This is a genomic window from Marilutibacter chinensis, from assembly GCF_021725675.1.
GTDB classification, from domain to species: Bacteria; Pseudomonadota; Gammaproteobacteria; order Xanthomonadales; family Xanthomonadaceae; genus Marilutibacter; species Marilutibacter chinensis.
The window spans coordinates 326,827-349,602 of record NZ_JAKJPO010000003.1; the positions used below are offsets into that span (position 1 = coordinate 326,827).

Below are 22,776 nucleotides of genomic sequence, written 5' to 3' on the forward strand. Positions count from 1 at the left end.
CATCGCGGCTTACGCCGCTCCTATGGCAGCTCCTACGGCTGTTCCTCCTGCGGACTTCAGAGCCCGCAGAAGCAGTGCGCGATCGACTTCACCGGCACGCCCGCGGTCGGCCGGGCGGCCTGTTCGAGGAAACGCAGATCGTCGACCACCTGCGGCAGGTGGCTGGCCAGCAGCCCCTTCGCCAGCTGCGAATCCCTCAGCAGCGCCTGGCCGATCCGTGCCTGCGCGAGGTCGATGAAGAAGCGTTCGAACGGCGTCGCCACCTTCTCGATGTAGCGCACGCCATAGTCGTCGCGCTCACCGAGTTCCGCGCGCTTGGCCACGTCGGCGATCGCATCCTGCAGGCCGCCGAAATCGTCGACCAGCCCCCGCTCCTTTGCCTGCGCGCCGCTCCAGACGCGGCCGCGGGCGACCTCGTCGACCTGTTCGACCGGCTTGTTGCGCGCCTCGGCGACGCGGCCGGTGAAGTCACGGTAGCCCTTGTCGATCACCGCCTGCACCACTTCGCCGACGCCCGGCGCCAGCTCGCGTGTGACGTCGAACGCGCCGGCGAAGCGGGTCGTACCGACGCCGTCGCTGTGCACGCCGATCTTGTCCAGCGCGCGCGGAATCGTCGGGAAGACGCCGAAGATGCCGATCGAGCCGGTGATCGTCGACGGATCGGCATAGATGCGGTCGGCGTTCATGCTGATCCAGTAGCCGCCGGACGCGGCGAGATCGCCCATCGACACCACCACCGGCTTGCCGGCCTCCTTCAGCGCGACCACCTCGCGGCGGATCTGCTCGGACGCGAACACCTCGCCGCCGGGCGAATCCACCCGCAGCACCACCGCTTTCACCTTCTCGTCGTCGCGCGCCTGGCGCAGCAGCGCCGAGGTCGACTCGCCGCCGATCTGTCCGGGCGGCTGCTCGCCGCCGCTGATCTCGCCCTCGGCGACGACCACCGCCACCTGCGGGCGCGGATCGACCGCAGCCAGCGCGCTGCGATCGACGCGCGCGAGGTAGTCGGCCATCGAGATCTGACGGAATCCGCCTTCGGCGTCCTCGTCGACGACACCGCGTTCGACCAGCAGATCGTCGAACTGTTCGCGTGTCTTCAGGCCATCGACGAGCTTCTGCTCGACCGCGTAACGGGCGAGATCGCCGCCGACGGCCTGGATGCCCGCGTCCATCTGGTCGATGCCCCGGGCGATCGCCGCCGCGTCGAGCTTGCGCGCCTTGGCGATGTCGGCCAGGTAACGCTGCCAGAGATCGTTCATCCAGTACAGGTCGGCTTCCTTGGCCTCCGGCGACGCCGCGTCGAGGACGTACGGCTCGGCCGCCGACTTGTACTCGCCGACCTTGAACAGATGCATGTCGACGCCCAGCTTGTCCTGCAGCAGCTCACGGTAGTAGGTGCGGTAGCGGCCCAGGCCCTCGAGCATCGTCGCGCCCATCGGGTCGAGGTAGAGCTCACCGGCCTCGGCGGCGATCCGGTACTGCGCCTGGCCCATGCCCTCGCCGAAGGCGAGCACTTCCTTGCCGCTCTCGCGCACCTGCGCGATCGCGCGCGCCAGCTCGCGCCGCGACGCCATGCCACCGCCGCCGAGCCCGTCCAGGCGCAGCACGACGCGTTCGATATGCTTGTCTTTCGCCGCCGAATCCAGCACCAGCAGCAGATCGCGCAGCTGCACTTCGCCCTGGTCCTGGCCCATCGCCTGCGCCATCGCACGCGAGAACGGGTCGGCGCTGTACTGCTCGACCAGCTCGCCCTCCGGCGCGATCACCAGCGCGGTGCGCTCGAGCAGCGGAATCTGGCGGTCGCCGGTGCCCAGCGCGATCAGCAGCACCAGCAGGAAACCGAAGAACACGATGTTGAAGATCAGCCGGCGGGTGAAGTTCATCGCGTCCCAGAGACCGATGAAGAAACGCACGACGGGACTTTGACGGGGTGGTGCCTGGTTCATGGTGACGCGACTCCTGAGTCAGGGCTCCAGCCTACCCGACCGGGGCCAGCGGATCATCCGCCTAACGTCACCCCGACTGCCGGCTCAACCGTCCGCCGGCAGGCGCAGCCGCTGCGGCGCGCTGGCGCGCAGGAAGCGGGTCGACAGCAGCAGCGCGGCGAAGCTGAGGCCGGCGATCAGGCCGATCCACATCCCTTTCGGCCCCCATCCCAGGCCCAGGCCGAGGCCGGCGCCCAGCGGCATGCCGATGCCCCAGTACGCGATCGCGGCCAGGATCATCGGCAACCGGGTGTCCTTGAGTCCGCGCAGCGCGCCGGCCGACAGCACCTGGACGCCGTCGGGAAACTGGAACGTGGCCGCGTACAGCAGCAGGCTGGCCGCGAGCGCGGCAACCGCGGCATCGGCGGTGTAGAAGCCGACCACGAAGTCGTTGCCGAACAACAGCAGCAGCGCCGAGGCCAGCTGGGTACCGAGCATGATCGTGTAGCCGGCGAATGCAGCGCGGCGGACACCAACCGCATCGCCGCGGCCCAGCGCGTGCCCGACCCGCACCGTGGTCGCCTCGGCCAGCCCCATCGGGATCATGAAGCACAGGGCCGCGACGTTGATCGCGATCTGGTGCGCGGCCGCCGGGACCTCGCCGAGCCGGCCGATCAGCAGTGCGGTGGCGATGAACAGCCCCCCTTCCATCGCCACGGTCACCCCGATCGGCAGGCCGGTCGCGAGCAGGCCACGGATCGCCGGCCCCTGCGGCCGGTCGAATCGTTCGAACAGGCGCAGTTGCGCGAACCGCGGCGAGCGCCACAGGTACGCCGCGAACGCCAGCGCCTGGGCCCACATCATCGCCGCCGAAGCGAAACCCAGGCCGCCGGCGCCCAGCTCCGGCAGCCCGAACACCCCCCAGGTCAGCGCATAGCCGACCGGCACCAGCAGCAGCAGGCCGCCGAAACCGAACAGCATCGTCGGCAGGGTCCAGTGCAGGCCATCGCACAGATAGCGCATGCACAGGTACAGCGTCAGCGCCGGCACGCCCCAGCGGATGCCGCGCAGGAAGTCCTCGGCGCCGGGGCGGATCTCCGCGGCGATGCCCATCGGTTCCAGCGCCAGCGTCGCCAGCGACATGAACGCGAACAGCAGCAGGCCGAGCCCGGCCGACAGCCACAGCGCCTGCCGGAACAGCGCACCGATCTCGTGCCGGCGCGCGCCGCCGTCGAGCTGCGAGACCGCAGCCGGCAGCGCCATCAGGGTGCCCATCGGGATCATCACCGGCAGCCAGAACATCGCGGTGCCGACCGACACCGAAGCCAGCGTGTCGGTGCCATGGTGGCCGGCGATCACACTGTCGACGAAGCTGATCAGGCCGGTGGCGAGATGACCGAGCACCAGCGGCGCAGCCAGGACGGCGGAAGCGCGCACTTCCCGGCCGAACGGCGGGGGCGAAAACGGGGCGGAGGACATCGGAGACGGGGGACCGCGCGACTTCGGCCGGCAGCGATCGGTTGTCGCGCGCTGGCGCCGGGTCACGGCAGGCGGCTATCTTAGGGTCTGCCGACCCTGACCACAATTTCCCGATCCGGTGCGCGGGGAGCGCGCTGTCGCCATGACCGAACAAACCGCCGGCGTCCTCGCCGATGCCGTCCCGCCCCCCGCCGAACACGGCCGCTGCGAGAACTGCGGCACGCCGCTGCAGGGCCATTACTGCCATGCCTGCGGCCAATCCATGCACAGTCCGGTGCGTCATGTCGGCCACGCGATCGAGGAGGTGTTCGAATCGTTCTGGCACCTGGATGGCCGCGTGTTCCGCACCCTGCGCGACCTGCTCGTGCCGGGGCGCACCGCGATCGAGTATCTCGCCGGCCATCGCGTGCGGTACATCGCGCCGCTGCGGATGTTCGTGATTCTCAGCCTGCTGACCTTCTTCCTCGGCAAGCTGATGGTGCACTTCGACGTCGAGATGCGCACCGAGGCCGCCGACATCGATGCGATCACCCGGGCGGGCAGTGTCGAGGAGGTCGAGCGCGAGCGCGACCGGCTGCTGCAGGAGCTGGCCGAAGGACGCCGTGAGATCGCACAGAACGCGCCGATTCCCGGGCTGGACGCGGTGATGATCAAGGAGGAGATCCGCATCCGCGGCGAAGCCGACAACCGCATCGCACAGCTGCGCCGGCGCACCGCGGCCGGAGGTACGACGGCGACGGAGCCGGTCGATGGTTCGACGGACGCTCCACCCTCGTCCGCCACAGCTGGCGTCGAACCCTCGCCCGGGGATGCGGCCGTGCAGCCGGAGTGGGAGGGGCCGCTGTTCACTTCCGATTCCGAGGCCTGGGACCCGGAGAAGCACCCGGTCCGGATCGGCTGGCTGCCGCAGTTCGCGAACGACTGGCTGAACCGCAGGCTCGGCTACGCCCGCGCCAATGTCGAACGGATCGGCAGTCGTCCGGAGCTGTGGTTCCAGGCGTTCATGACCTCGCTGCCGTCGGCGCTGTTCCTGCTGGTACCGGTGTTCGCGCTGCTGCTGAAGGTCGCCTACCTGTTCAAGCGCCGCCTGTACCTGGAGCACCTGACGATCGCGCTGTACAGCCATTGTTTCCTGCTGATCGCGCTCACCGTGATCTTCCTGCTGATCGGTCTGGGAGAAGCGACAGCCACCGCGCTGCCGTGGCTGTCGTGGCTGACCGGAACGGCGATCCTGGCGATATGCATGTGGATGCCGCTGTACCTGCTGCTGATGCAGAAGCGGGTCTACCGGCAGGGCTGGGCGATGACGCTGCTCAAGTACCTGGTGATCGGCTATGTCTACTTCTTCATGCTGGCGCTGGCCGCGTCGCTGATGTTCATCGCCACCCTGGCCAAGCCGATATGACCGGCGATCGCGGCGCGCCCGACGGCGACAACTCTCCGGCCCCGCGCCCGGCGACGGTCGTTTACGAGGTCAACCTGGACGTCGAAGCCGGCGTCATCGACGCCTATCTGGTCTGGCTGCAGGCGCATGTGGCGGAGATCCGTGCATTGCCGGGCTTCACCGGCGCCGAGGTGTTCGAGGTCGTCGATCCGGTCGCGTCCGCCGGCCGGGTCGCGCTGTGCGTGCAATACCGGTTGCAGGACGCGACGGCGCTGGAGCGCTACCTGCGCGATCATGCGCCGCGGCTGCGTGCCGACGGCGAAACCCGCTTCGGCGGGCGCTTCAATGCCTCGCGAAGGGTGCTGGCATCGTTGGCATGCGGGGGGCACGACCGCCGGCACTCAGCGTCCGAGCCGGTCCCATAGCCACTGCTGACGCCGATCCGCCGGAGTCGCGATCAGTTCCAGGCGCAGTGCATCGCGCGCCTGCGGTGGAGTGCGCTGGACCAGCACGCCCAGTTGCCGGCGCTGGGCGGCGGTCATCGAACGGAGTACGTCCAGCAACGGGCGCTGCTGTTCGGCCGGCAACTGCGCGAGCAACGGGTGCAGCGCGGGATAGTCGGCACCCAGCATCGGCCCCAGCAGCCAGCCGCGACGCTGCTCCTGCGGCAGGGCCGCGAACCGCATGCGCAGATCGTCCTGCTCGGCTTTCGGCCGCTGCGCGAATCCGTCCGCGATCCCGCGCACCCGTTCACGCTGCTCGTCCGGCAGCGCCTGCCAGGCCTGCCAGGCCTCGCGGCGGCGCGCGCGCTGCTCCCACGTCAACGCGTCCCAGGCGGCGGCCCGCTCGGCGAACGCCGCGTGCGCCTGGGGCGGCCAGGCCTGCCAGCGGGTCGCGCGCCGGCGCAGACGCATCGCATCGGGCTCGGGCATTTGCGGCAGCAGCCGGGCCAGTGGCTCGGGCAGCGCGTCCAGCGACACCGGCGCGACCGCCGTCGTGGCGGTGTCCGGATGCCCGCTTTCGGCGCCCTCGACATGCTCGGCGACCGCGGTCGGCATCGGCGATGGGCTCGGCGGCGTCGCCATCGCCATTGCACTGGCGACGGCCAGGGCCAGCGTCGCCAGCGCGGTGGCCGCTCGCGTCGGGCGGGTCGATATCCGCCTGTCACAGCGCATCGCCGGCCTCGGTCTCGGGTGCGGCGGAGGTCTCCGGCGCCTGCGATGGCGGGCGATCGTCGAGCGCCGGCAGCATCGGATCGGGCGGACCGTCGGCCTGTGCCGCCAGCCAGCTGTAGAACGCCAGGTCGTCGGCGACCGCTGCGGCCTCCGGATCGGCGAGGCGTTCGAAATCCGGATGGGTGATCAGCGCGCTGACCGGGTCGTAACGCTGGGCGGGGGACTCGGCGTCCGGCAGCGGCTCGATCCGTACCGGGGATGTCCCGTTGGCTCCCGGCAGCCGGTTTCCGAACGGCGACGCGCCCGGAAACGGCCACCAGAACGTCGCCGCGAGCGCCACCAGGCACAGCACCAGCAGCAGCCACAACAGCACGAGCAGGCCGCGGCGACGTCCCGGCGGTTTCGTCGTCCGGCCGCCCGTACGCTCTGGCACAGGCGCCGCTCCGGACGCCGGGCCGGACTCCGCCGTGCCCCCGCCGAGCGCCGCCTCCCGGGCATGCGCCAAGCGCGCCAGGCGCGGTGCGGAGAGGGTTCGTATGCGTCGCTGCACCTGCTCGCGCATCTGCAGCCAGGCCTGCTGCTCGGACAGCCTCCCGGTCGGGTCGGCGAGCGCCTGGCGCACTGCGAGCCGGTAGCTGGCCGCGCCGATCCCGAGGATCGCCGCCGCATCTTCTTCGCCGAGGCCGGCCGCCAGGTGCAGCAGGAGTGCCGCACGCGGCCCGTGACCCAGCTCGGCCAGGCGGTCGGTGGCTTCCAGCGGGATCGCCACGCCGGCATGCCGCTGCAGGGTCGGCTGCGCCAGCAGCATCGCCCAGAAACGCTGCGGCCATTCGTTCATCGACAGGTCGTCGGATCCGGAGCGGAACGCGGACAAGGCCGCCTCGACCGCGGCATCGCCGACCGCGGCATCGCCGGCCTGCAGTTCGGCCAGCACCGCCGCCCGCCGCTCGACGCCCCGCATGAACGCGGCCAGCGCGGCGGAAGCAGGTCGGGGTTCGCGGCGCGCGCGGTCGGACACGGGTCGGGCGGGAAAGGGCGATCGGAGGAAAGAGGCGACGGCTCACGACCGTCGTCAGCGGATGATAGCCACGCCCGCCTGAACACGTCCGTCCGAGCACACCCTTCCGGACACGCCTGCCTGAATCGGGATCGGCGTGCCCGGGGGGCGGCGCGTACCGCAGGACGCCTTCAGGGCAGGTGATCGACGCACCGGTTCAGGCTTGACATCGGCGTAAACCCTGCTCCGCAAGGCGGGGCGCGGTTTGCGTCGTCGATGCGGTTGTGCACAGCAGTAAAAAAACCGTCACCGATGCCTCCGGGACGAAGCCCCACCCGTTGATGTCGGCAATGTTTCACGGACAACTCATTGATGCATAAAGAAAATGTAGCAGTGGCTATTTTTTAGCCAAGCTGGCGGGAAGGCTTGTTGCACCGACGTTACGCCCATCTGCCGACACGGCATGCACAGAGTTATCCACAGTCGGTGTGGATAAGGAAATTTCTCCTTTGGGTCCGGCAACTTGCGTGACGTTCATCACGCAGCAAGAAACAATGACCTGCAACTGAAACATGGTCGTGCCGTTCGCCCCGACCACAGTCGCTGCGCGCCGACGTAGTGCCGTCGCCAGCGGGCGCGCACCTGTCGCGATCGCAGCGGCGGACCTAGACTGACCCGATGCCTGCGGTCCCCTCTACCGACCTCCCCGCCTCCTCGCCTGCCCCCGCCACGGCGATGCGGCCGGTATGGCGGATCGCCCTGCCGGTACCGCTGCCGAAGCTGTTCGATTACCTGCCGCCGGCCGATGACACTGGCGAAGACCCGGTCGGCTGCCGGGTCCGGGTGCCGTTCGGACGAAGCGGCGACCGGATCGGGGTGGTCGCGGCGACCGGGCTGGCCGATCCCGCGGCCGGGGAACTGAAAGCCGTCGTCGCCCGCCTCGACGAGGCCCCGCTGCTGCACGGCGAGCTGCTCGACTCGCTGCGCTGGCTGGCCCGCTACACCCACGCCCCCCTAGGCGAGGTGCTCGCGACCGCGCTGCCCGGGCCGCTGCGGCATGGCGAACCCCTGCCGGATACCCGCGACTGGTGCTGGCGGCTGACCGAAGCCGGCGCCACCGCTCTGGCTGGAATGCGTGGCGGCCGTCCGCGCGAGCTCGCCGGGCGGCTCGCCGCCGGCCCCCTCGGGGAAGAAGCTCTTGCACAGATCGAGGGCGGGCGCGCGGCCGCGCGGAGCCTGGAAAAGCGCGGGCTGGCCGAACGTGTCGCGCTGCCGCCGTCGCGCGAGCCGATCGCAGCCGCCACGGGACCGATGCTCAACGACGAGCAGCGGGCCGCCGTCGACACCGTGCTGGCCGCGCGCGATGGCTTCGCAGCGCTGCTGCTGGACGGCGTCACCGGCAGCGGCAAGACCGAGGTCTACCTGCACGCGATCGCCGATTGTCTGGCACGCGGGCGCCAGGCGCTGGTGCTGGTGCCGGAGATCGGCCTCACGCCGCAGACTCTGGCCCGTTTCCGCGCCCGCCTCGGCGTACCGGTGCATGCGCTGCACTCCGGACTGGCCGACGGCGAGCGCGCGCGGGTCTGGGCAGCGGCGGCGCGTGGCGAGGCGCGGGTCGTGGTCGGCACCCGTTCGGCGGTGTTCCTGCCGCTGCCGGAGCCGGGGCTGATCGTGGTCGACGAGGAGCACGATGGCAGCTTCAAGCAGCTCGACGGGATCCGCTATCACGCCCGCGACTTCGCCCTGGTCCGCGGCAAGGCGCTGGCGGTGCCGGTCGTGCTCGGCAGCGCGACGCCGTCGCTGGAGTCGCTGCGCAATGCCGGGGCCGGCCGTTATGCCCACCTGCGGCTGAACCGCCGCGCCGGCGATGCGAAACCGCCGCAGGTGCGGGTGATCGACGTGCGCAAGCGCCCGCTCGAAGCCGGCCTGTCGCCGGAACTGCTGGATGCGATCGGACGCGCGCTCGCCGATCGCGGCCAGGTGCTGGTGTTCAAGAACCGCCGCGGCTATGCGCCGGTACTGCTGTGCCACGACTGCGGCTGGTCGGCGCAGTGTCCGCGCTGCAGCACCGAGCTTCATGGCACCCCGATGACCGTGCACGCCGGCGGCCGCCGGCTGCAGTGCCACCACTGCGGCGCGCGCCAGCGCGTGCCCGATGCCTGTCCGGACTGCGGCAGCCTGGCGCTGCAGCCGCAGGGTGCCGGGACCGAACGGATCGAGGATGCGCTGAAGGCGCGCTTCCCCGATACCCGGATATTGCGGATCGACCGCGGCAGCACCCAGCGGCGCGACGCGATGGAGCGGTTGCTGGCCGAGTTCGGCGACGAGCCCGGGATCCTGGTCGGCACCCAGATGCTGGCCAAGGGCCACGATCTGGCCGGGCTGACCCTGGTCGCCGTGGTCGGCATCGACGAAGGACTGTTCAGCGCCGACTTCCGCGCACCGGAAAAGCTCGCCCAGTTGCTGATCCAGGTCGCCGGCCGTGCCGGCCGCGCGCTCAAGCCCGGCGAGGTGCTGCTGCAGACCCACCATCCCGGACACCCGCTGCTGGCGACCCTGCTGGCCGGCGGCTATCACGCCTTCGCCGACGCCGAGCTGCCGCTGCGCGAGGCCGCGGGCTTCCCGCCATTCGCGCACATGGCGATGCTGCGGGCCGAAGCCCGGCAGGTGGAAATGGCCGAGGCGTTCCTGCGCGCCGCCCGCGACGCGCTGCGTGCGGCGCCCGCGGCCGATGCGGCGATCGAGGTCAATGGGCCGCTGCCGGCGCCGATGCCGCGCCGCGCCGGCTACCAGCGCGCGCAGCTGCTGCTGGGTTCGCCCGACCGGCGCGCCCTGCATGCGGCGCTGGACGCGGCGCTGCCGGCGATCCACGCATCGCCGGAATCGCGCAGGGTCCGCTGGTCGCTCGACATCGACCCGGTCGATCTGTACTGAGCCAGGGCGGGGACGGAGGGCGTGGCCCGGGTCAGCCTGCAAGGCGCACCCGGGGCAGACCGCGCTCATACCGGGTGCGCCGCGCTCGGCCGGGTTACGGGGGCGGGGGGCGGCAGAGACCCGCCCAAGCCCTCAATGGGAGCGGCCCCGACCGGTCTTCGCGGGAGAGCTTCATCGCGGCTTGCATCGCTTCTATGGTCGGGTCGGGGAAGCGATCGTGTCCGCCGTGGCTGAAGGGTTCTCGTCTCCTGGAAGCCTGATCGCTACCGTCGGTGCCCGTGTCGATGCCGGAACGTGCAGCACCCCGGTTACCAGCTGAAGCCGGCGCCGGCGGCGACGCTGCTCTCGTCACCCGAGAACCCGGCCGACAGCGAGAAGCTCATCCGCTCGCCGATCACGCGCTGGTAGCCCATCGCCAGTGCGTTCTCGCCACCCTGCGAGCCCACGCCGACGCCCACGCGATTGCGTCCCGACAGGCCGGCGGTGTTGAGCGCGGCCGCGGCCATCGCGCCACCCATCGCTCCGATCCGGTCCAGGCGCCGGTCGTAGCCGCGCAGACGCTGATCCACTCCCCTGGCCAACATGTCGAAGCGATCGTTGAGCACTGCCACCTGGGAGTCGGTGTACGCATTGGCCGACTGCAACGCCCCGCCCGCGGCCGATCGCGCGTGGCTCCGTGCCGCCTGCAGGGTGGCGGCATCGGCGGCGGCCATGTCGCTGCGCACCGTGGTTTCGCGCGCGTCGGTGTAGTCCCCGGCCGACGCCAGCGTCGCCGCATCGCCGGCATCCATCTGGCGCTTGTTCACGGCATCGCCGGCCGCCGTGCCATCGGCGACGTTGGAAATCACCGTGCCATCCGCGCCCCCCAGAGTGATCGATCCCGAATCGCTGCCGTCGTATTCGACCGCCAGCTCGCTGCCTGGCCCCGCCGGGCCCTGTGGCCCTGCCGGTCCTTGCGGTCCCACCGGTCCTTGTGGCCCTGTCGGTCCTGCCGGTCCCTGCGGTCCTGCCGGTCCCTGCGGCCCTTCTGGCCCCTGCGGCCCTTCTGGCCCCTGCGGGCCAGGCGTGGCCGCGATGCCATCGATGCTCGTCTGCAGCTGACTCAGCCGCACGTCCACCGCCGCGAACGCGGATCCGACATCGGAGTAGTTCGCGCCCTGGATGCCGTAGGCAGGCGGAGCGAACACGCCGCCGGCGTAGCTCGCGCCCGCGCCCAGCGCGCTTGCCAGCGGATGCAACTGCGACAGGTTGACCGCGTCGGTGTCTGCCGTGCCGGCGCCGACGTGGATCAGCCGGCGCGTCTGTTCGGTATCGAAGGTGATGGTGTTGCCGCTGCCCGGCAGGAATGCCGAGTCCCCCGCGGCATGCCCGAACGACACCACGCCGGCTTCGTTGGCGACCGCGTACAGGCCGAGCGCGACCGACCCGAACGCGGAGGTGCCGGTGGTCGCCATTGGCCCGATCGCGACGGAACTGTAGCCCTGCGCCTGGCTGGCCGCACCGATGGCGATGCCGTAATTGTTCCCGGAGGTGTTCGCCATCGCGTTGCTGCCGATCGCGATCGAGCCCAGCCGCGCCGCCTGCGCATCGGCGGTGCCGATGTCGCTGGCTGCGGCATTGACGGCCACGTAGGGCGACCCGGCATCGGCCATCGCTGCGTTCAACTGGCGCACATTGACCGCATCGGTCGCGTCGATGCCGTCGGCGAGGTGGCTCAGGCGGCGGTCGAGGTCGCTGCCGAACGGATTGCCGAAGACATCGAGGTCGTCCGCGCCGTGGCCCAGCGAAACCGTATCGGCGGCGTTGGCTACCGAACTCGAGCCCAGCGCGACGCTGCGCGAACCGAGCGCCTGGCTGGCGTCGCCGAGTGCGGTGGCTGCGGGCCAGGTGGCCGCCGCGTCGCGCCCGCACGCCATGGCGTCGGACTGCTCGCCGGTGTCGTTGCCGGCATCGGCACCGCCATCGCCGATCGGGCTGCCCGCGGCGTCGAGCAGTTCGCAGGTGGCACCGGCCATCGCCGGCAGGGACGCGGCGGCCGCCAGCAGGGCAACGGCGAGCGCAAGCGGGCGCAGCGCCCGGGCAGATGGGTTCGACATGGAGGTCCTCGCTCTGGGCAGGTGCCGGGAGGCCTCGGGATGCCGTTCCGCCCCCCAGGCGGAATGTGACCAGTGTCGCGCTCGCCATCGACCTGCACATCCCCGAGATCAGGTAGTGCCAGCCACGGCCCCGCCCGCCGTGGACTTCTCCGGCACTGCCACGATGGCCGCGACCGGGCTATGCCCCTTCGGTGCTCATGATCGCCCCGCACTCCTTGTTCGCACACTGGAAAAGGTACCGCTTCTGGACCGGGTTGAAGGCGACCTTGAAGTCATGCGGCCACGTATCGATCCGCGTCCACGGTCCAACATGACCGCATTCCATGCAGAACTGGCCTGAGTCCTCGCGCAGTTGCGCCTTGTCCTTGTCCTGTGGCACGTGGTACTCGAACGCAACATTGGTCACGCCCACCATGGTCACCGTCATGGCGACCTCGGAGGTGCGCTCGTGATCCTTGCCGCTGGCCTTCCATCCCGCTACCCCGTTGGAATCGTCGATGATCGGGCATGAGCCGAGCAGGAAGTTATCGCCCTCGGATTGTGTGCTCACGCCGCCGCCAAGGAACACTTCGCCGCGGCTCTTGCGCGTGAACCTGACGTCTGGGTGAGCGGCCTTCTCCCCCGTCTCGCCAGGATAGACGGGTACCAGACGGGTCCCATTGCGGGGTCTCAGGCCGACGGCGATCGCGGTCAACTGGTGGTGGCTGTTCTTCAGGCAACTGCGCGAGACGACACGAAAGCCCGGTTTCGGTGCGGCGGCGGGCTCGAAGCCACACTGGGTCAGCGCGGCCCAGCCGAATCGATCGATGCGCCCGCCGCCGCCGGTGATCAGATACCCCGACTCGGCAACCGCCAGCTCGCTATGGTGGGCTTCCAGGCCTTGGCTCTGGCTGGCGAACAGCCGCACATCCCATTCGTCGTCCGGATCGTAGACGGCGATCACGGCGATTTCATGCTCGTCGTTGGAGGCATGCCTGATGTCGCGCATCTCGGCATGCCAGGCCCAGCGCCTGAGCGCCGGGTCGTAGCTCGGATAGCTCGAGATGAGGAAGTTGCCCTTGTCCGTCTTCAGCGTGGACGCGCCGCCGGACAGGATCTTGTAGTGCTCGGGCAGCTCCAGTGCGACACGCAGGGTCCTGCTGGCGGGGAGGGTCTTGCGGAAGCAGCACAGGCGCAACGACGGCGGGCGCATCAACCCGGTGACCGCCTCCACGAGCCCGGCCACCGACTCCGCCTTCATCAGCGCCTCGTTGTCCTTCAAGTCCGCATCCAGCGCCACCAGGTCGGGCAGGAAGTAGTCGCGCACCCAACTGTGCTCCAGGCGGCGGCAGACCAGTTCCTTCTGCTCCTCGGTCAGGCTGCCGACGCCGGCCTCACGCAGCAGCGTCCACGCCGCCACCGGCCGGTGCCGGTCGACCACCCGCCAGTTCTGGTTCCTGCTCAGGCTGTACTTCCACAGGTCGGCCGACAGGCCCGGCAGGCCGCCCACCGCGTGCGAGCTGATATCGATCTGCACCGATTTGAGCTGGTCGCGCTCGTCCTTGCTGAAACCATCGGCCTGCGTCTTGTCGCCCTCGTTGGCGGTGGCCGCGCTGGCCATGAAGTTGAGTCCCACGTAGGTCGCCGCACCGGAGGCCTTCCAGCCCGCCGCCAGGCTGGCGGCCTTGGACAACACGCCGATGCTGTCCCCGGCCAGGGCTTCGGCCCGGACCACGCTCTTGTACCAGCCGCCCAGCTTGATGTCGCAGAACAGATGGCTGCCGAATTCGTCGATGAAATCGCGAGCACGCTCCGCCGCCTGCGCCTCGTCCGTTTCCGCGGCGATCCGCGTCGCGGCGGCGGCGGCCTCGCGGCCCAGCCGCGCGTCCGTCCTGGCCAAGCGCACCCGCGCGTTGACCATTTCGATCTTGCGCACCGCGAGCTTGCTGGCCTGGCTGCGGCGGCCGGCGGCGGTGGACTCCTTCTGCTCGTACCTGGCGCGGGCATAGGATCCGGCCGCGCTGAGGGCGAACAGTCCGGACTGGCCGATACCGCCGCCGCTGATGCGCTCGGAGGTCGAGAATGCCGAGGACGAACGCTCGACCGTCTTCTCCGCATACTGGTACGAGGATTCGTTGTCGTACTGGGCGATGCTTTCGCGATAGCCCTCGTTGCTGTAGCTGACGCTTGCGGCCACGTCCACGAGCTCCGCGCCGCAGGCATCGCGCACGCCAGCCACGGTGAGCACCACGCCGTGGCGCAGGCCGTTTAACTCGACCAGCTTGCCGTTCTCCAGCGGCGGATCCTTGTCGAGCGACTTCAGCAGCTCCCTGCCGATCGCATCGCCCAGACCCTTGTCGATATCGGCCAGCGCCGAGTTCAATGCGTCGAGGCTGGCGAAGGAGCCCTTGTCCAGTCGGGACAGCACCGCGCCGACGCCTGCACGTTCCAGCATCGCGGCCAGTTCGGTTTCGGCGCGTTTCTTCATCGACTCCAGGTTGGCGCCTGCGTCACTGACGCAGGCCTGGCGCAACTCCTCGACCTTGGCGATTGCCTCCTCAAGCCGCTTGCGGCGTGCCTGCGCCTCCTCGGACTGCAAGGTCTCGGGCTGGATCGGCGGCTTGGTCGCGGCTTCGACCTTTCCAGGCGACAACCCCTTGAGCAATTCGCCCGCACTGTCGGACGCAGGAAACTTGCGCCCGCCAACGACGCCCCCTTGCCTGAGTGCGGCCTCGAGCCTGTCCTTGCGCGCCTGGTCTGCACACAGGTCGCTCAGGGCGCCGACCGAGTAGACGCCGTGCTCCTCGAAGACCGGCACGCTCTCCGCCGGAAAGCCCTCCTCGGTCAGGTAGTCCTTCAGCTCCTGGGTTGCCTGGTATTTCGCTTCTTCAGGCGCAGGCGCGCGGCGCTTGCGGAAGTCCTTGACCTGCTTGCCGATGCTCTCCGCCTTCAGTCTTTCGAACGCGGCAAGCGCCCGCTGGTGACCGGCCGAGAGGTCCTCCCTGCTCGGCTCCAGCTGTGATTCACCTTGTCCATTGGCGTCATTGCGCCTTGTTTCCGGCGCCTTCCACTTGATGAACGCCTTCTGCAGCGATTCGCGCAGCATCTTGTCCTTGACCAGCTCGGCGAACTCGTCCAGCGCGGTGACTTCCTGCGCCTGCAGCAAGCTGGAGAAGGGCGCGATCCCATGCTCGGCCAGGAATGCGGACAGTTCTTCGGATATCGGCGCCGACGCAGCGACGGAGGCGCCACCAGTCGGCGCTTGCGATGGGTTGCCGGGCATGACGGATCCTTGGCAGGGCGGAGTCGCGACGCACGCAGGCCGCGCGCGGGCACGGCTGCAGTGTCACGATGCGGCGACGATGACGGCCCGGACATCCCCGAAATCGGGTAGAGCGATGCGCGGAACGTCAGACCGGCAACGGAAACTCCACGCGCAGCGCGGTGCCGGCGTCGCCGGATTCGATCCGCAGCTCCCCGCCCAGGCGCCGCGCGCGCAGGCGCATGCTGGCCAGGCCGGCGCCGCCGTCGGCCCGCGCGGCCGCACCGATTCCCTGACCGTCGTCCTCGATGGCCAGTCGCAACTGCGTGCCGACCCGGTGCAGCGTCACCTCCACCCGGCGCGCGCGGCTGTGCTTGTAGACGTTGGTCAGCGCTTCCTGCAGCAGCCGCAGCAGGTCCAGACTGCGGGCGCTGTCCAGTTCAATTCCTTCCAGCCCCTGCAACTGCCAGCGGCTGTCGATGTCGGCGGTGTCCAGCAGCCGTGCCAGGCGGTGCCGCAACGGCGCCAGCTGCGCCGGCAGGTCGGCGTGTTCGCGCGCGGTGCTGTCGATCACCAGGCGCAGGTCGTCGCGCAGTTCCTTGAGGGTGGCGATCACCTGCGTCCGGGGCGTGTCGCCCGGCGCTGCCTCCAGCTGCGCGATGGTGGCGATCAGGGTGCTGCCGAAGCCGTCGTGCAGGTCGCGCACCAGCTGCAGGCGTTCGCCGGCGCGGCTGTGCGCGAGCTCCAGCGTGTGCTGGCGCGACAGCGTCGTGGCCAGCTCGGTGGTGGCTGCTTCCACCTCGCGCTTGAGCTCCAGGTTGAAGCCTTCCACCTGCCGCATCGCGGTCACGAAGCGGTAGGACAGCACGAAGCCGATGCCGATCAGGGTCAGCACCGAGGTCAGACTGAGCCAGTAGGTGGTGCCTTCGACCCAGCCGAAGAACAGGGCGAAGTCGCGGAACGACACCAGCACCGGCAGAAGCAGGCAGGCGGCCAGCACCAGCGCGTCGGGACGGCGGCTGCGCCAGGCCTGGACCAGGAACCAGCCGATCGCGACGTAGTAGCACAGCCCGCCGACGGCGAACCACAGGTTGCGATGATGCCCCATCCACGCCGGCACCAGCGCCGCCGACAGCAGGGCCAGAACCGACAGCACCGCCAGCACGCGCTCCAGGCGTGGATGACGGCGCTCGCAGTAGCGCAGCAGGAACAACGCGTAACTGGCGGCGGCGACGACGTAGAACGCGGCATTGAACGCCTGCCAGGCGTCGGTGCCGGGCAGCGGCCAGACGGTGGTGGCGATGTGGTTGTAGCCGTACAGCGCTCCGGCCAGTTCGGTCAGCGCGAACCACCCGTACACGCTGTCCTTGCGCCGCAGCAGCCACACCAACAGGAACACCCCGCCCAGCACTGCCGACATCGCCAGGTTGATCAGCTTGATGTCGTAGCGCTGGAAGCGCTCGCTGCGGTAGCGTTGCTGCAATGCGCGCGGATCGCCTACACGCACAAGCCCGGCGCCGGGCTGGTAGGCGCTCAGGCCGGATACGCGCAGCCACACGACGTTCTCGCCGGCACGCAACAGCGACGCCGGCAGCAGCACGTAGTGCGGTGCGTGCCAGGTACGCGACAGCGGTTCGACCAGGCTGGGATCGCGTGCGACCGCCTCGCCATTGACGTAGACCGCACCGCTCATGCTCATGTAGTCGGCCAGCAGCGCGGTCGGCCGGCGCGGGTCGTCCTGGTGCCACCGCAGCCGGTACCAGACCACGCCGTCGTGTCCGGGCCAGCGCTCGTGCCACAGGTCCAGCAGGGTCACCGGCATCCAGCCCGCGGCCGGCGGCGCCTTGGCGTGCCAGTCCGAACGCGCGGCCTCGCCATGCTCCAGCACGGTCACGCCGGGCTCGTCCGCGGCATGGACGAACCCGGCGAACGCCATCGCAACGAACGCGACCAGCAGCCAATGCAGGCATGCGCGCACGCGACTGGCGCCGGCGTGCCGCGGTCTCAGCTCAGCAGTCCCAGCGCGCGCGCCTCGAACACCGCCGCGGTGCGCGAGCCCACCGCGAGCTTGCGATAGATGTTCTTGGTGTGGCATTCGACGGTGAGCCTGGACAACGTCACCAGTTCGGCAATCTCGCGATTGCTGAACCCCTGCGCGACCAGGCGCAGGATCTCGTGCTCGCGTTTGGACAGCTGCGCCTCGGGCGCGGGCTCAGGTGCAGGAGCCGGCGGCACCAGCGCCAGGATGCGCCGCGCGATCAGCGGGTCGATCGGCGCGCCACCACGCTGCAGACTCCCGAGCGAGAGCCGCAGCTCATCGTCGTCGCGGTCCTTGAGCAGGTAACCGATCGCGCCGGCACGCACCGCGGCCAGAATGGTGTCCTCCTCGGCATAGGCCGAGACGATCACCGACTGCAGCTGCGGCAACTGCTGCGCGATCCACGCGATCAGGTCCACGCCGTTTCCATCCGGCAGCTGCACGTCGACAAGTGCCAGGACAAAGTCGGACCGCTGCAGGCGCTCGCGCGCGGCAGCCAGGTCGGTCACCGTCTCGATTCGCGCCTGATCGCCGGCCAGATCCCGCATCAGCCGCAGCAGACGCGCGCGCGCCGCCGCGTCGTCCTCGACGATCAGCACCGGATTGAGCTCGATCGGCTGCGGCTGCATGGCGTCCCCTGCCTCTGCAGACGCGCTGAGGCCACGCCAGTGTAGCAGCGCATGCTCAGACCCAGCACGTGACACCGCCGTCCGCCGTGCCGTCTCGGGCTGGCAGCAGCCCGGATGCAGGGAGCTGCGCCTGCGTACGCCGATCCCGACCGCGGACGTCATGTCGAAGGACGCGGAGCCCGCTCGTCGCAGGGAAGACCACGCCGAGGAGCGTCCCATGAACCTGCAACTGTTCGCCCACCCGTTCTCGCCCTACAGCCAGAAGGTGCTGATCGCGCTGTACGAGAACACCATCCCGTTCGCGTACCGGATGCTGTCACCCGAGCATCCGGACAACCTTTCCGAGTTCAGCGACCGCTGGCCGCTCGCACGCTTCCCACTGCTGGTCGACGGCGACCGCCAGGTCGAGGAGACCTCGATCATCATCGAGTACCTGCAGCGCCATCACCCGGGTCCCGCTCTCCTGCTTCCGGCCGACCCCGACGCGGCGCTGGCGGTCCGCCGGATGGACCGTCCATTCGACCTGTACGTGTCCACGCCGATGCAGAAGATCGTGCTCGACCACCTGTGCCCGCCCGCCGGGCCGCGATGCCTTCGGCGTCGAACAGGCACGGCAGCGGCTGGACATCGCCTATGCGCGCCTCGACGCCGAGCTGACCGGGCGCCGCTGGGCCTGCGGCGACGCCTTCACGATGGCCGACTGCGCGGCAGCACCGGCCCTGTTCTACGCCGACTGGGTGAGGCCGATCGGCGACGAGCTCCTGCATCTGCGCGGCTATCGCGCGCGCCTGCTGGCGCGTCCGTCGGTGGCGCGTGCGGTGGCCGAGGCGCGACCCTACCGCGGCCTGTTCCCGCCCGGCGTACCGGACCGCGACCGAGTCCGCTCAGCTGCGCCGTCCGCCGTGGCTTCGGGGCTTGTCGCGGACCAGCACCACCTGACCCTGGCGCTTGACCTCGAACAGCCCGATCGCGTCGATGAGGTCGCTGAGCTTGCGGTAGCCGTAGTTGCGCGAGTCGAACGAGGCCTGATTGCCGATCTGGCTGCCGACCGCGCCCAGGTGCGCCCAGCCGTCGTCCTCGCCCGCCGCCTCCACCGCATTGCGCAACATCTGTACCAGGCGGGTGTCGCCGCGCAGCTGCTTCGCCGGCCAGGCCTTGGTGCTGCCGCCGCCGGCATCGCTTGGCTGTCCGAGCGCCTCGACGTAGGTGAAGGTCGTGCAGGCGTTCACGAACGGCTCGGGCGTCTGCTGCGCGCCGAAGCCGTAGACCTTCACGCCTTCGGTCAGCAGCCGCATCACCAGCGGGGTGAAATCGGCGTCCGAGGACACGATCGCGAACGCGTCGAGCTTGCCGGCATAGAGCAGGTCCATCGCGTCGATCACCATTGCCATGTCGGACGCGTTCTTGCCCTTGCTGTAGGCGAACTGCTGGACCGGGCGGATCGCGTACTCGTGCAGCACCGCTTCCCAGCCCTTCATCGCCGGGCTCTTCCAGTTGCCGTAGGCACGGCGGACGTTGGCGACGCCGTGGCGGGCGACCTCCGCCAGGATCACGTCGATCTTCGCAGCCGGTGCGTTGTCGGCGTCGATCAGCAGGGCGATGCGCTTCTCGGTTTCAGCCACGGGGCTTCCTCGATGGGGTTCTGCCGAGACTATCGCATGAACGACCGCCGGGCCTTCCCGGCAGCCCCCGAAGCCTGCCACGCGGGGCCAGGGCGCCACCGCGCACGCCGCACGTTCCGCCGCTTGCCGCTGAAACCATATTTGGGGCTGGTCCCGCCGATGGGACAGAATGGGAGTTCCCGCTCTCCTTTCGTACATCCATGACCACCCAGCTCGAACACCTGCGCACGTACTCGGCGGTCGTCGCCGACACCGGCGATATCGAGGCGATCGCCCGCTTCCGCCCGCTCGACGCGACCACCAACCCGTCGCTGCTGTTGAAGGCGGCGTCGCTGCCGGCCTATGCGCCGCTGATCGAATCGGCGGTCGAACAGGCCCGTGGCAGTGACGCGGCGGCGCGCGTGGCCGATGCCGGCGACCGGCTCGCGGTCGCGATCGGCAGCGAGATCCTGAAGCTGGTCCCGGGCCGGGTCTCGACCGAGGTCGATGCGCGGCTGAGCTTCGATACCGAGGCGACCCTGGCGCAGGCGCGCAAGCTGGTCGCACTCTACGAGCAGGCCGGGATCGGCCGCGACCGGCTGCTGATCAAGATCGCTTCGACCTGGGAGGGCATCCGCGCCGCCGAGCAGCTCGAGCGCGAGGGCATCCGCTGCAACCTGACCCTGCTGTTCTCGTTCGCGCAGGCGGTCGCCTGTGCCGAGGCCGGGGTGTTCCTGATCTCGCCGTTCGTCGGCCGCATCCTCGACTGGCACCTCGCCAACGGCATGGCACGTCCAACCACGCCGCAGGACGACCCCGGCGTGCAGTCGGTGACCCGGATCTGGCAGTACTACAAGCGCCACGGCTACGAGACCGTGGTGATGGGCGCGAGCTTCCGCAACACCGGGCAGGTGCTGGCGCTGGCCGGCTGCGACCGGCTGACGATCTCGCCCGAACTGCTGGGCGAACTCGACTCGACCGCGGCCGAGGTCGCGTGCGCGCTCGTCGACGACGGCCACCGCGCGCCGTTCCCGCCGCGCCTCGACGAGATCGCGTTCCGCTGGCAGCACAACGACGACGCGATGGCGAACGACAAGCTCGCCGACGGCATCCGCCGCTTCGCTGCCGACCAGGTCAGGCTGGAAGCGTTGCTGGCCGGCCGCATGGGCGTCGCCGTCGCGGCATGACGGTGTCGGCCGCGCCGGTGCGGGACCTGACGCCGGCAGGGGGGCTGACGCCTGCACAACGCCTGCGCAGCATCTTCGCCGGCTCGGTCGGCAACCTGGTCGAGTGGTACGACTGGTACACGTACGCGGCGTTCGCGTTGTACTTCGCCCACGTGTTCTTCCCCGAGGGCGACCGCACCTCGCAGTTGCTGAACACCGCCGCGATCTTCGCCGCAGGCTTCCTGATGCGACCGCTCGGCGGCTGGCTGCTTGGCCGCCATGCCGACCGCCACGGCCGCAAGTCCGCGCTGCTGTTGTCGGTGCTGATGATGTGCGCCGGCTCGCTGATCATCACCTTCACGCCCGGATACGCGACGATCGGCGTCGCGGCTCCAGCGCTGCTGGTGTTCGCGCGCCTGTTGCAGGGCCTGAGCGTGGGCGGCGAGTACGGCGCCTCGGCGACCTATCTCAGCGAGATGGCGGATGCGCGGCATCGCGGCTTCTGGTCGAGCTTCCAGTACGTGACCCTGGTGATGGGACACCTGCTCGCGCTCGGAGTCCTGATCGCGCTGCAGCAGCTGTTCCTCAGCGACGAGCAGCTGCGCGACTGGGGCTGGCGGATCCCGTTCGCGATCGGCGCGCTGGCGGCGGTCACAGCGCTATGGCTGCGGCGGAACATGCTCGAAACGGATTCGTTCGAGCGCAGCGAGAGCGATCGCGCACCCGCGCACCAACGCCGCCAGGGCACGCTGCGCGAGTTGATGAAGCATCCGCGTGCGGTACTGACGGTGATCGGCCTGACGATGGGCGGCACGCTGGCGTTCTATACGTACACCACGTACATGCACAAGTTCCTGGTCAACAGCGCCGGCTTCGACGGACCGACCGCGGCGCTGCTCAACGCATCGACGCTGTTCTGCTACATGCTGATGCAGCCGGTCGTCGGTGCGTTGTCGGACCGGGTGGGACGGCGTCCGGTGCTGATCGCGTTCGGCGTGCTCGGCACGCTGTGCACGGTGCCGATCCTGTCGAACCTGCAGCAGGTGACCACCGCGACACACGCGTTCTGGCTGATCCTCGCCGCGCTGGCGATCGTCAGCGGATACACCTCGATCAACGCGGTGGTCAAGGCGGAGCTGTTCCCGGTGGAAGTCCGCGCGCTCGGCGTCGGCCTTCCATATGCGCTGACGGTGGGGCTGTTCGGCGGCAGTGCCGGCTACGTTGCGCTGTGGTTCAAGCAGGCGGGGATGGAATCGGGCTTCTACTGGTACGTCACCGCCTGCATCGGCGTTTCACTGCTGGTGTACCTGGCGATGCCGGACACGCGCCGCACCTCGCGCATCGACACGGACACCCGTTGAACGCCAAGAACCAACAGGCCCGGCCAGGCCGTTGAAGAACAGCCTACCCGGGCGGCCGGGGATGACCGCGTCCACGAAGCAGGTGCGCATGCGCCTGATATGTCGGGAGATTGCGAATGCGGACATGCGCCGGACTCGCGACTTGAAGGACGCGCCGGAGATGCGCTTTTCGACAACCCGCTAGTTTTCGCGCAGCAGTTTCTGGATGCGGCTGCCGAGCTTCATCACCTTCATCAGCGTCGCCGGCTCCAGCCGCAGCATCTCATCGCCCCAGGCCGACAGTGCCGACATCAACGCCAGCGTCTCCTTGATCCGGGCCTGGACCTCCGGCGGTTCGTCGGCGATGGCGGGATCGGCGATGCACTCGCCCAGCATCGTCACTGTCGGGTCGAACTCGCGCGCCTTGCGCTCGCGCACGACGGTGCGGAACAGCTCCCAGACGTCCTTCGAGGTTTCGAAATGATCGCGTCGGTCACCGAGCAGGTGCACGGTGCGCACCAGGTTGTAGTTGATCAGCTCGCGCAGGCTGGTGCTGACGTTCGAGCGCGCCACGGACAACGTGGCGGCGATCTGTTCGGCATGCATCGGCTGTCCGGACAGGAACAGCAGTGCGTGGATCTGGGCGACAGTGCGGTTCACGCCCCAGCGCGAGCCCATCTCGCCCCAGTGCAGGACGAAGCGGCGGGCGATCGGGGAGAGTTCGGCGGCATCGGACATCACGGACTCCGTATACGGCCCGGCGAACCGCTC

General features: G+C 69.7%; 15 protein-coding genes and 2 pseudogenes. 7 read left to right on the plus strand and 10 right to left on the minus strand.

Translation table 11 applies throughout. The features are described 5' to 3' along the window. Nucleotides 1–56: 56 nt before the first annotated feature. Together sppA and L3V18_RS07225 are read right to left on the minus strand one after the other, a co-directional pair. Nucleotides 57–1,946, minus strand: coding sequence for a signal peptide peptidase SppA (sppA, locus tag L3V18_RS07220; RefSeq protein WP_237054002.1), 1,890 nt, complete (start codon nucleotides 1,944–1,946; stop codon nucleotides 57–59). A gap of 84 nt (nucleotides 1,947–2,030) precedes the next feature. Then, the gene (locus L3V18_RS07225) at nucleotides 2,031–3,404 is read right to left on the minus strand and encodes an MATE family efflux transporter (RefSeq protein ID WP_237054003.1); all 1,374 of its coding nucleotides are present in this window, start codon (nucleotides 3,402–3,404) and stop codon (nucleotides 2,031–2,033) included. 142 nt (nucleotides 3,405–3,546) lie between these two features. Here L3V18_RS07225 and L3V18_RS07230 point away from each other — a divergent pair, with 142 nt between their 5' ends. Then, on the plus strand, nucleotides 3,547–4,809 hold the full coding sequence (locus L3V18_RS07230) for a DUF3667 domain-containing protein (protein WP_237054004.1): 1,263 nt from the start codon (nucleotides 3,547–3,549) through the stop codon (nucleotides 4,807–4,809). After that, a complete protein-coding gene (locus L3V18_RS07235; RefSeq protein ID WP_237054005.1) occupies nucleotides 4,806–5,213 on the plus strand; it encodes a DUF4286 family protein in 408 nt (135 codons plus the stop codon). The genes L3V18_RS07230 and L3V18_RS07235 overlap by 4 nt, the downstream gene beginning before the upstream one ends. Here the strand turns inward: L3V18_RS07235 and L3V18_RS07240 are convergent. Both L3V18_RS07240 and L3V18_RS07245 read right to left on the minus strand, forming a co-directional pair. Continuing rightward, the gene (locus L3V18_RS07240; RefSeq protein WP_237054006.1) at nucleotides 5,190–5,963 is read right to left on the minus strand and encodes a DUF3106 domain-containing protein; all 774 of its coding nucleotides are present in this window, start codon (nucleotides 5,961–5,963) and stop codon (nucleotides 5,190–5,192) included. The two genes, L3V18_RS07235 and L3V18_RS07240, sit on opposite strands and share 24 nt — an antisense overlap. Then, entirely contained in the window at nucleotides 5,953–6,981 is a 1,029-nt protein-coding gene (locus L3V18_RS07245) for a hypothetical protein (protein WP_237054007.1), read from the minus strand. The genes L3V18_RS07240 and L3V18_RS07245 overlap by 11 nt, the downstream gene beginning before the upstream one ends. 714 nt (nucleotides 6,982–7,695) lie before the next feature. Here L3V18_RS07245 and L3V18_RS07250 point away from each other — a divergent pair. Beyond that, nucleotides 7,696–9,894 carry a primosomal protein N' gene (locus tag L3V18_RS07250; RefSeq protein WP_237054230.1) on the plus strand — a complete coding sequence of 733 codons (2,199 nt, stop codon included), beginning with the start codon at nucleotides 7,696–7,698 and terminating at the stop codon, nucleotides 9,892–9,894. A gap of 308 nt (nucleotides 9,895–10,202) precedes the next feature. Here L3V18_RS07250 and L3V18_RS07255 read toward each other — a convergent pair whose 3' ends face one another. From L3V18_RS07255 to L3V18_RS07270, 4 genes are all read right to left on the minus strand, one after another. Next, a complete protein-coding gene (locus L3V18_RS07255; protein ID WP_237054008.1) occupies nucleotides 10,203–11,990 on the minus strand; it encodes a YadA-like family protein in 1,788 nt (595 codons plus the stop codon). Between the two features lie 178 nt (nucleotides 11,991–12,168). After that, nucleotides 12,169–15,252 carry a hypothetical protein gene (locus tag L3V18_RS07260; RefSeq protein WP_237054009.1) on the minus strand — a complete coding sequence of 1,028 codons (3,084 nt, stop codon included), beginning with the start codon at nucleotides 15,250–15,252 and terminating at the stop codon, nucleotides 12,169–12,171. Between the two features lie 127 nt (nucleotides 15,253–15,379). Further along, the gene (locus tag L3V18_RS07265) at nucleotides 15,380–17,209 is read right to left on the minus strand and encodes a sensor histidine kinase (protein WP_237054010.1); all 1,830 of its coding nucleotides are present in this window, start codon (nucleotides 17,207–17,209) and stop codon (nucleotides 15,380–15,382) included. A gap of 26 nt (nucleotides 17,210–17,235) precedes the next feature. Further along, nucleotides 17,236–17,898 carry a response regulator gene (locus tag L3V18_RS07270; protein ID WP_237054011.1) on the minus strand — a complete coding sequence of 221 codons (663 nt, stop codon included), beginning with the start codon at nucleotides 17,896–17,898 and terminating at the stop codon, nucleotides 17,236–17,238. Nucleotides 17,899–18,115: 217 nt separating this feature from the next. On the opposite strand from L3V18_RS07270, the pseudogene L3V18_RS07275 reads away from it, so the two are divergent. Next, nucleotides 18,116–18,295 (plus strand): annotated as a pseudogene (locus tag L3V18_RS07275) (glutathione S-transferase N-terminal domain-containing protein); the annotation flags it as partial. Between the two features lie 229 nt (nucleotides 18,296–18,524). Next, nucleotides 18,525–18,641 (plus strand): annotated as a pseudogene (locus tag L3V18_RS07280) (glutathione S-transferase C-terminal domain-containing protein); the annotation flags it as partial. A gap of 141 nt (nucleotides 18,642–18,782) precedes the next feature. Here L3V18_RS07280 and L3V18_RS07285 read toward each other — a convergent pair. Continuing rightward, entirely contained in the window at nucleotides 18,783–19,520 is a 738-nt protein-coding gene (locus L3V18_RS07285; RefSeq protein WP_237054012.1) for an NYN domain-containing protein, read from the minus strand. Nucleotides 19,521–19,720: 200 nt separating this feature from the next. On the opposite strand from L3V18_RS07285, the gene tal reads away from it, so the two are divergent. Both tal and L3V18_RS07295 read left to right on the plus strand, forming a co-directional pair. Then, nucleotides 19,721–20,686, plus strand: a complete 966-nt coding sequence (gene tal, locus L3V18_RS07290) for a transaldolase (RefSeq protein WP_237054013.1) — start codon at nucleotides 19,721–19,723, stop codon at nucleotides 20,684–20,686. Beyond that, nucleotides 20,683–22,026, plus strand: coding sequence for an MFS transporter (locus L3V18_RS07295; RefSeq protein ID WP_237054014.1), 1,344 nt, complete (start codon nucleotides 20,683–20,685; stop codon nucleotides 22,024–22,026). The genes tal and L3V18_RS07295 overlap by 4 nt, the downstream gene beginning before the upstream one ends. 180 nt (nucleotides 22,027–22,206) lie before the next feature. Here L3V18_RS07295 and L3V18_RS07300 read toward each other — a convergent pair whose 3' ends face one another. Continuing rightward, nucleotides 22,207–22,743 (minus strand): GbsR/MarR family transcriptional regulator, encoded by a 537-nt coding sequence (locus L3V18_RS07300; RefSeq protein WP_237054015.1) that lies wholly within the window; start codon nucleotides 22,741–22,743, stop codon nucleotides 22,207–22,209. Nucleotides 22,744–22,776 lie beyond the last annotated feature (33 nt).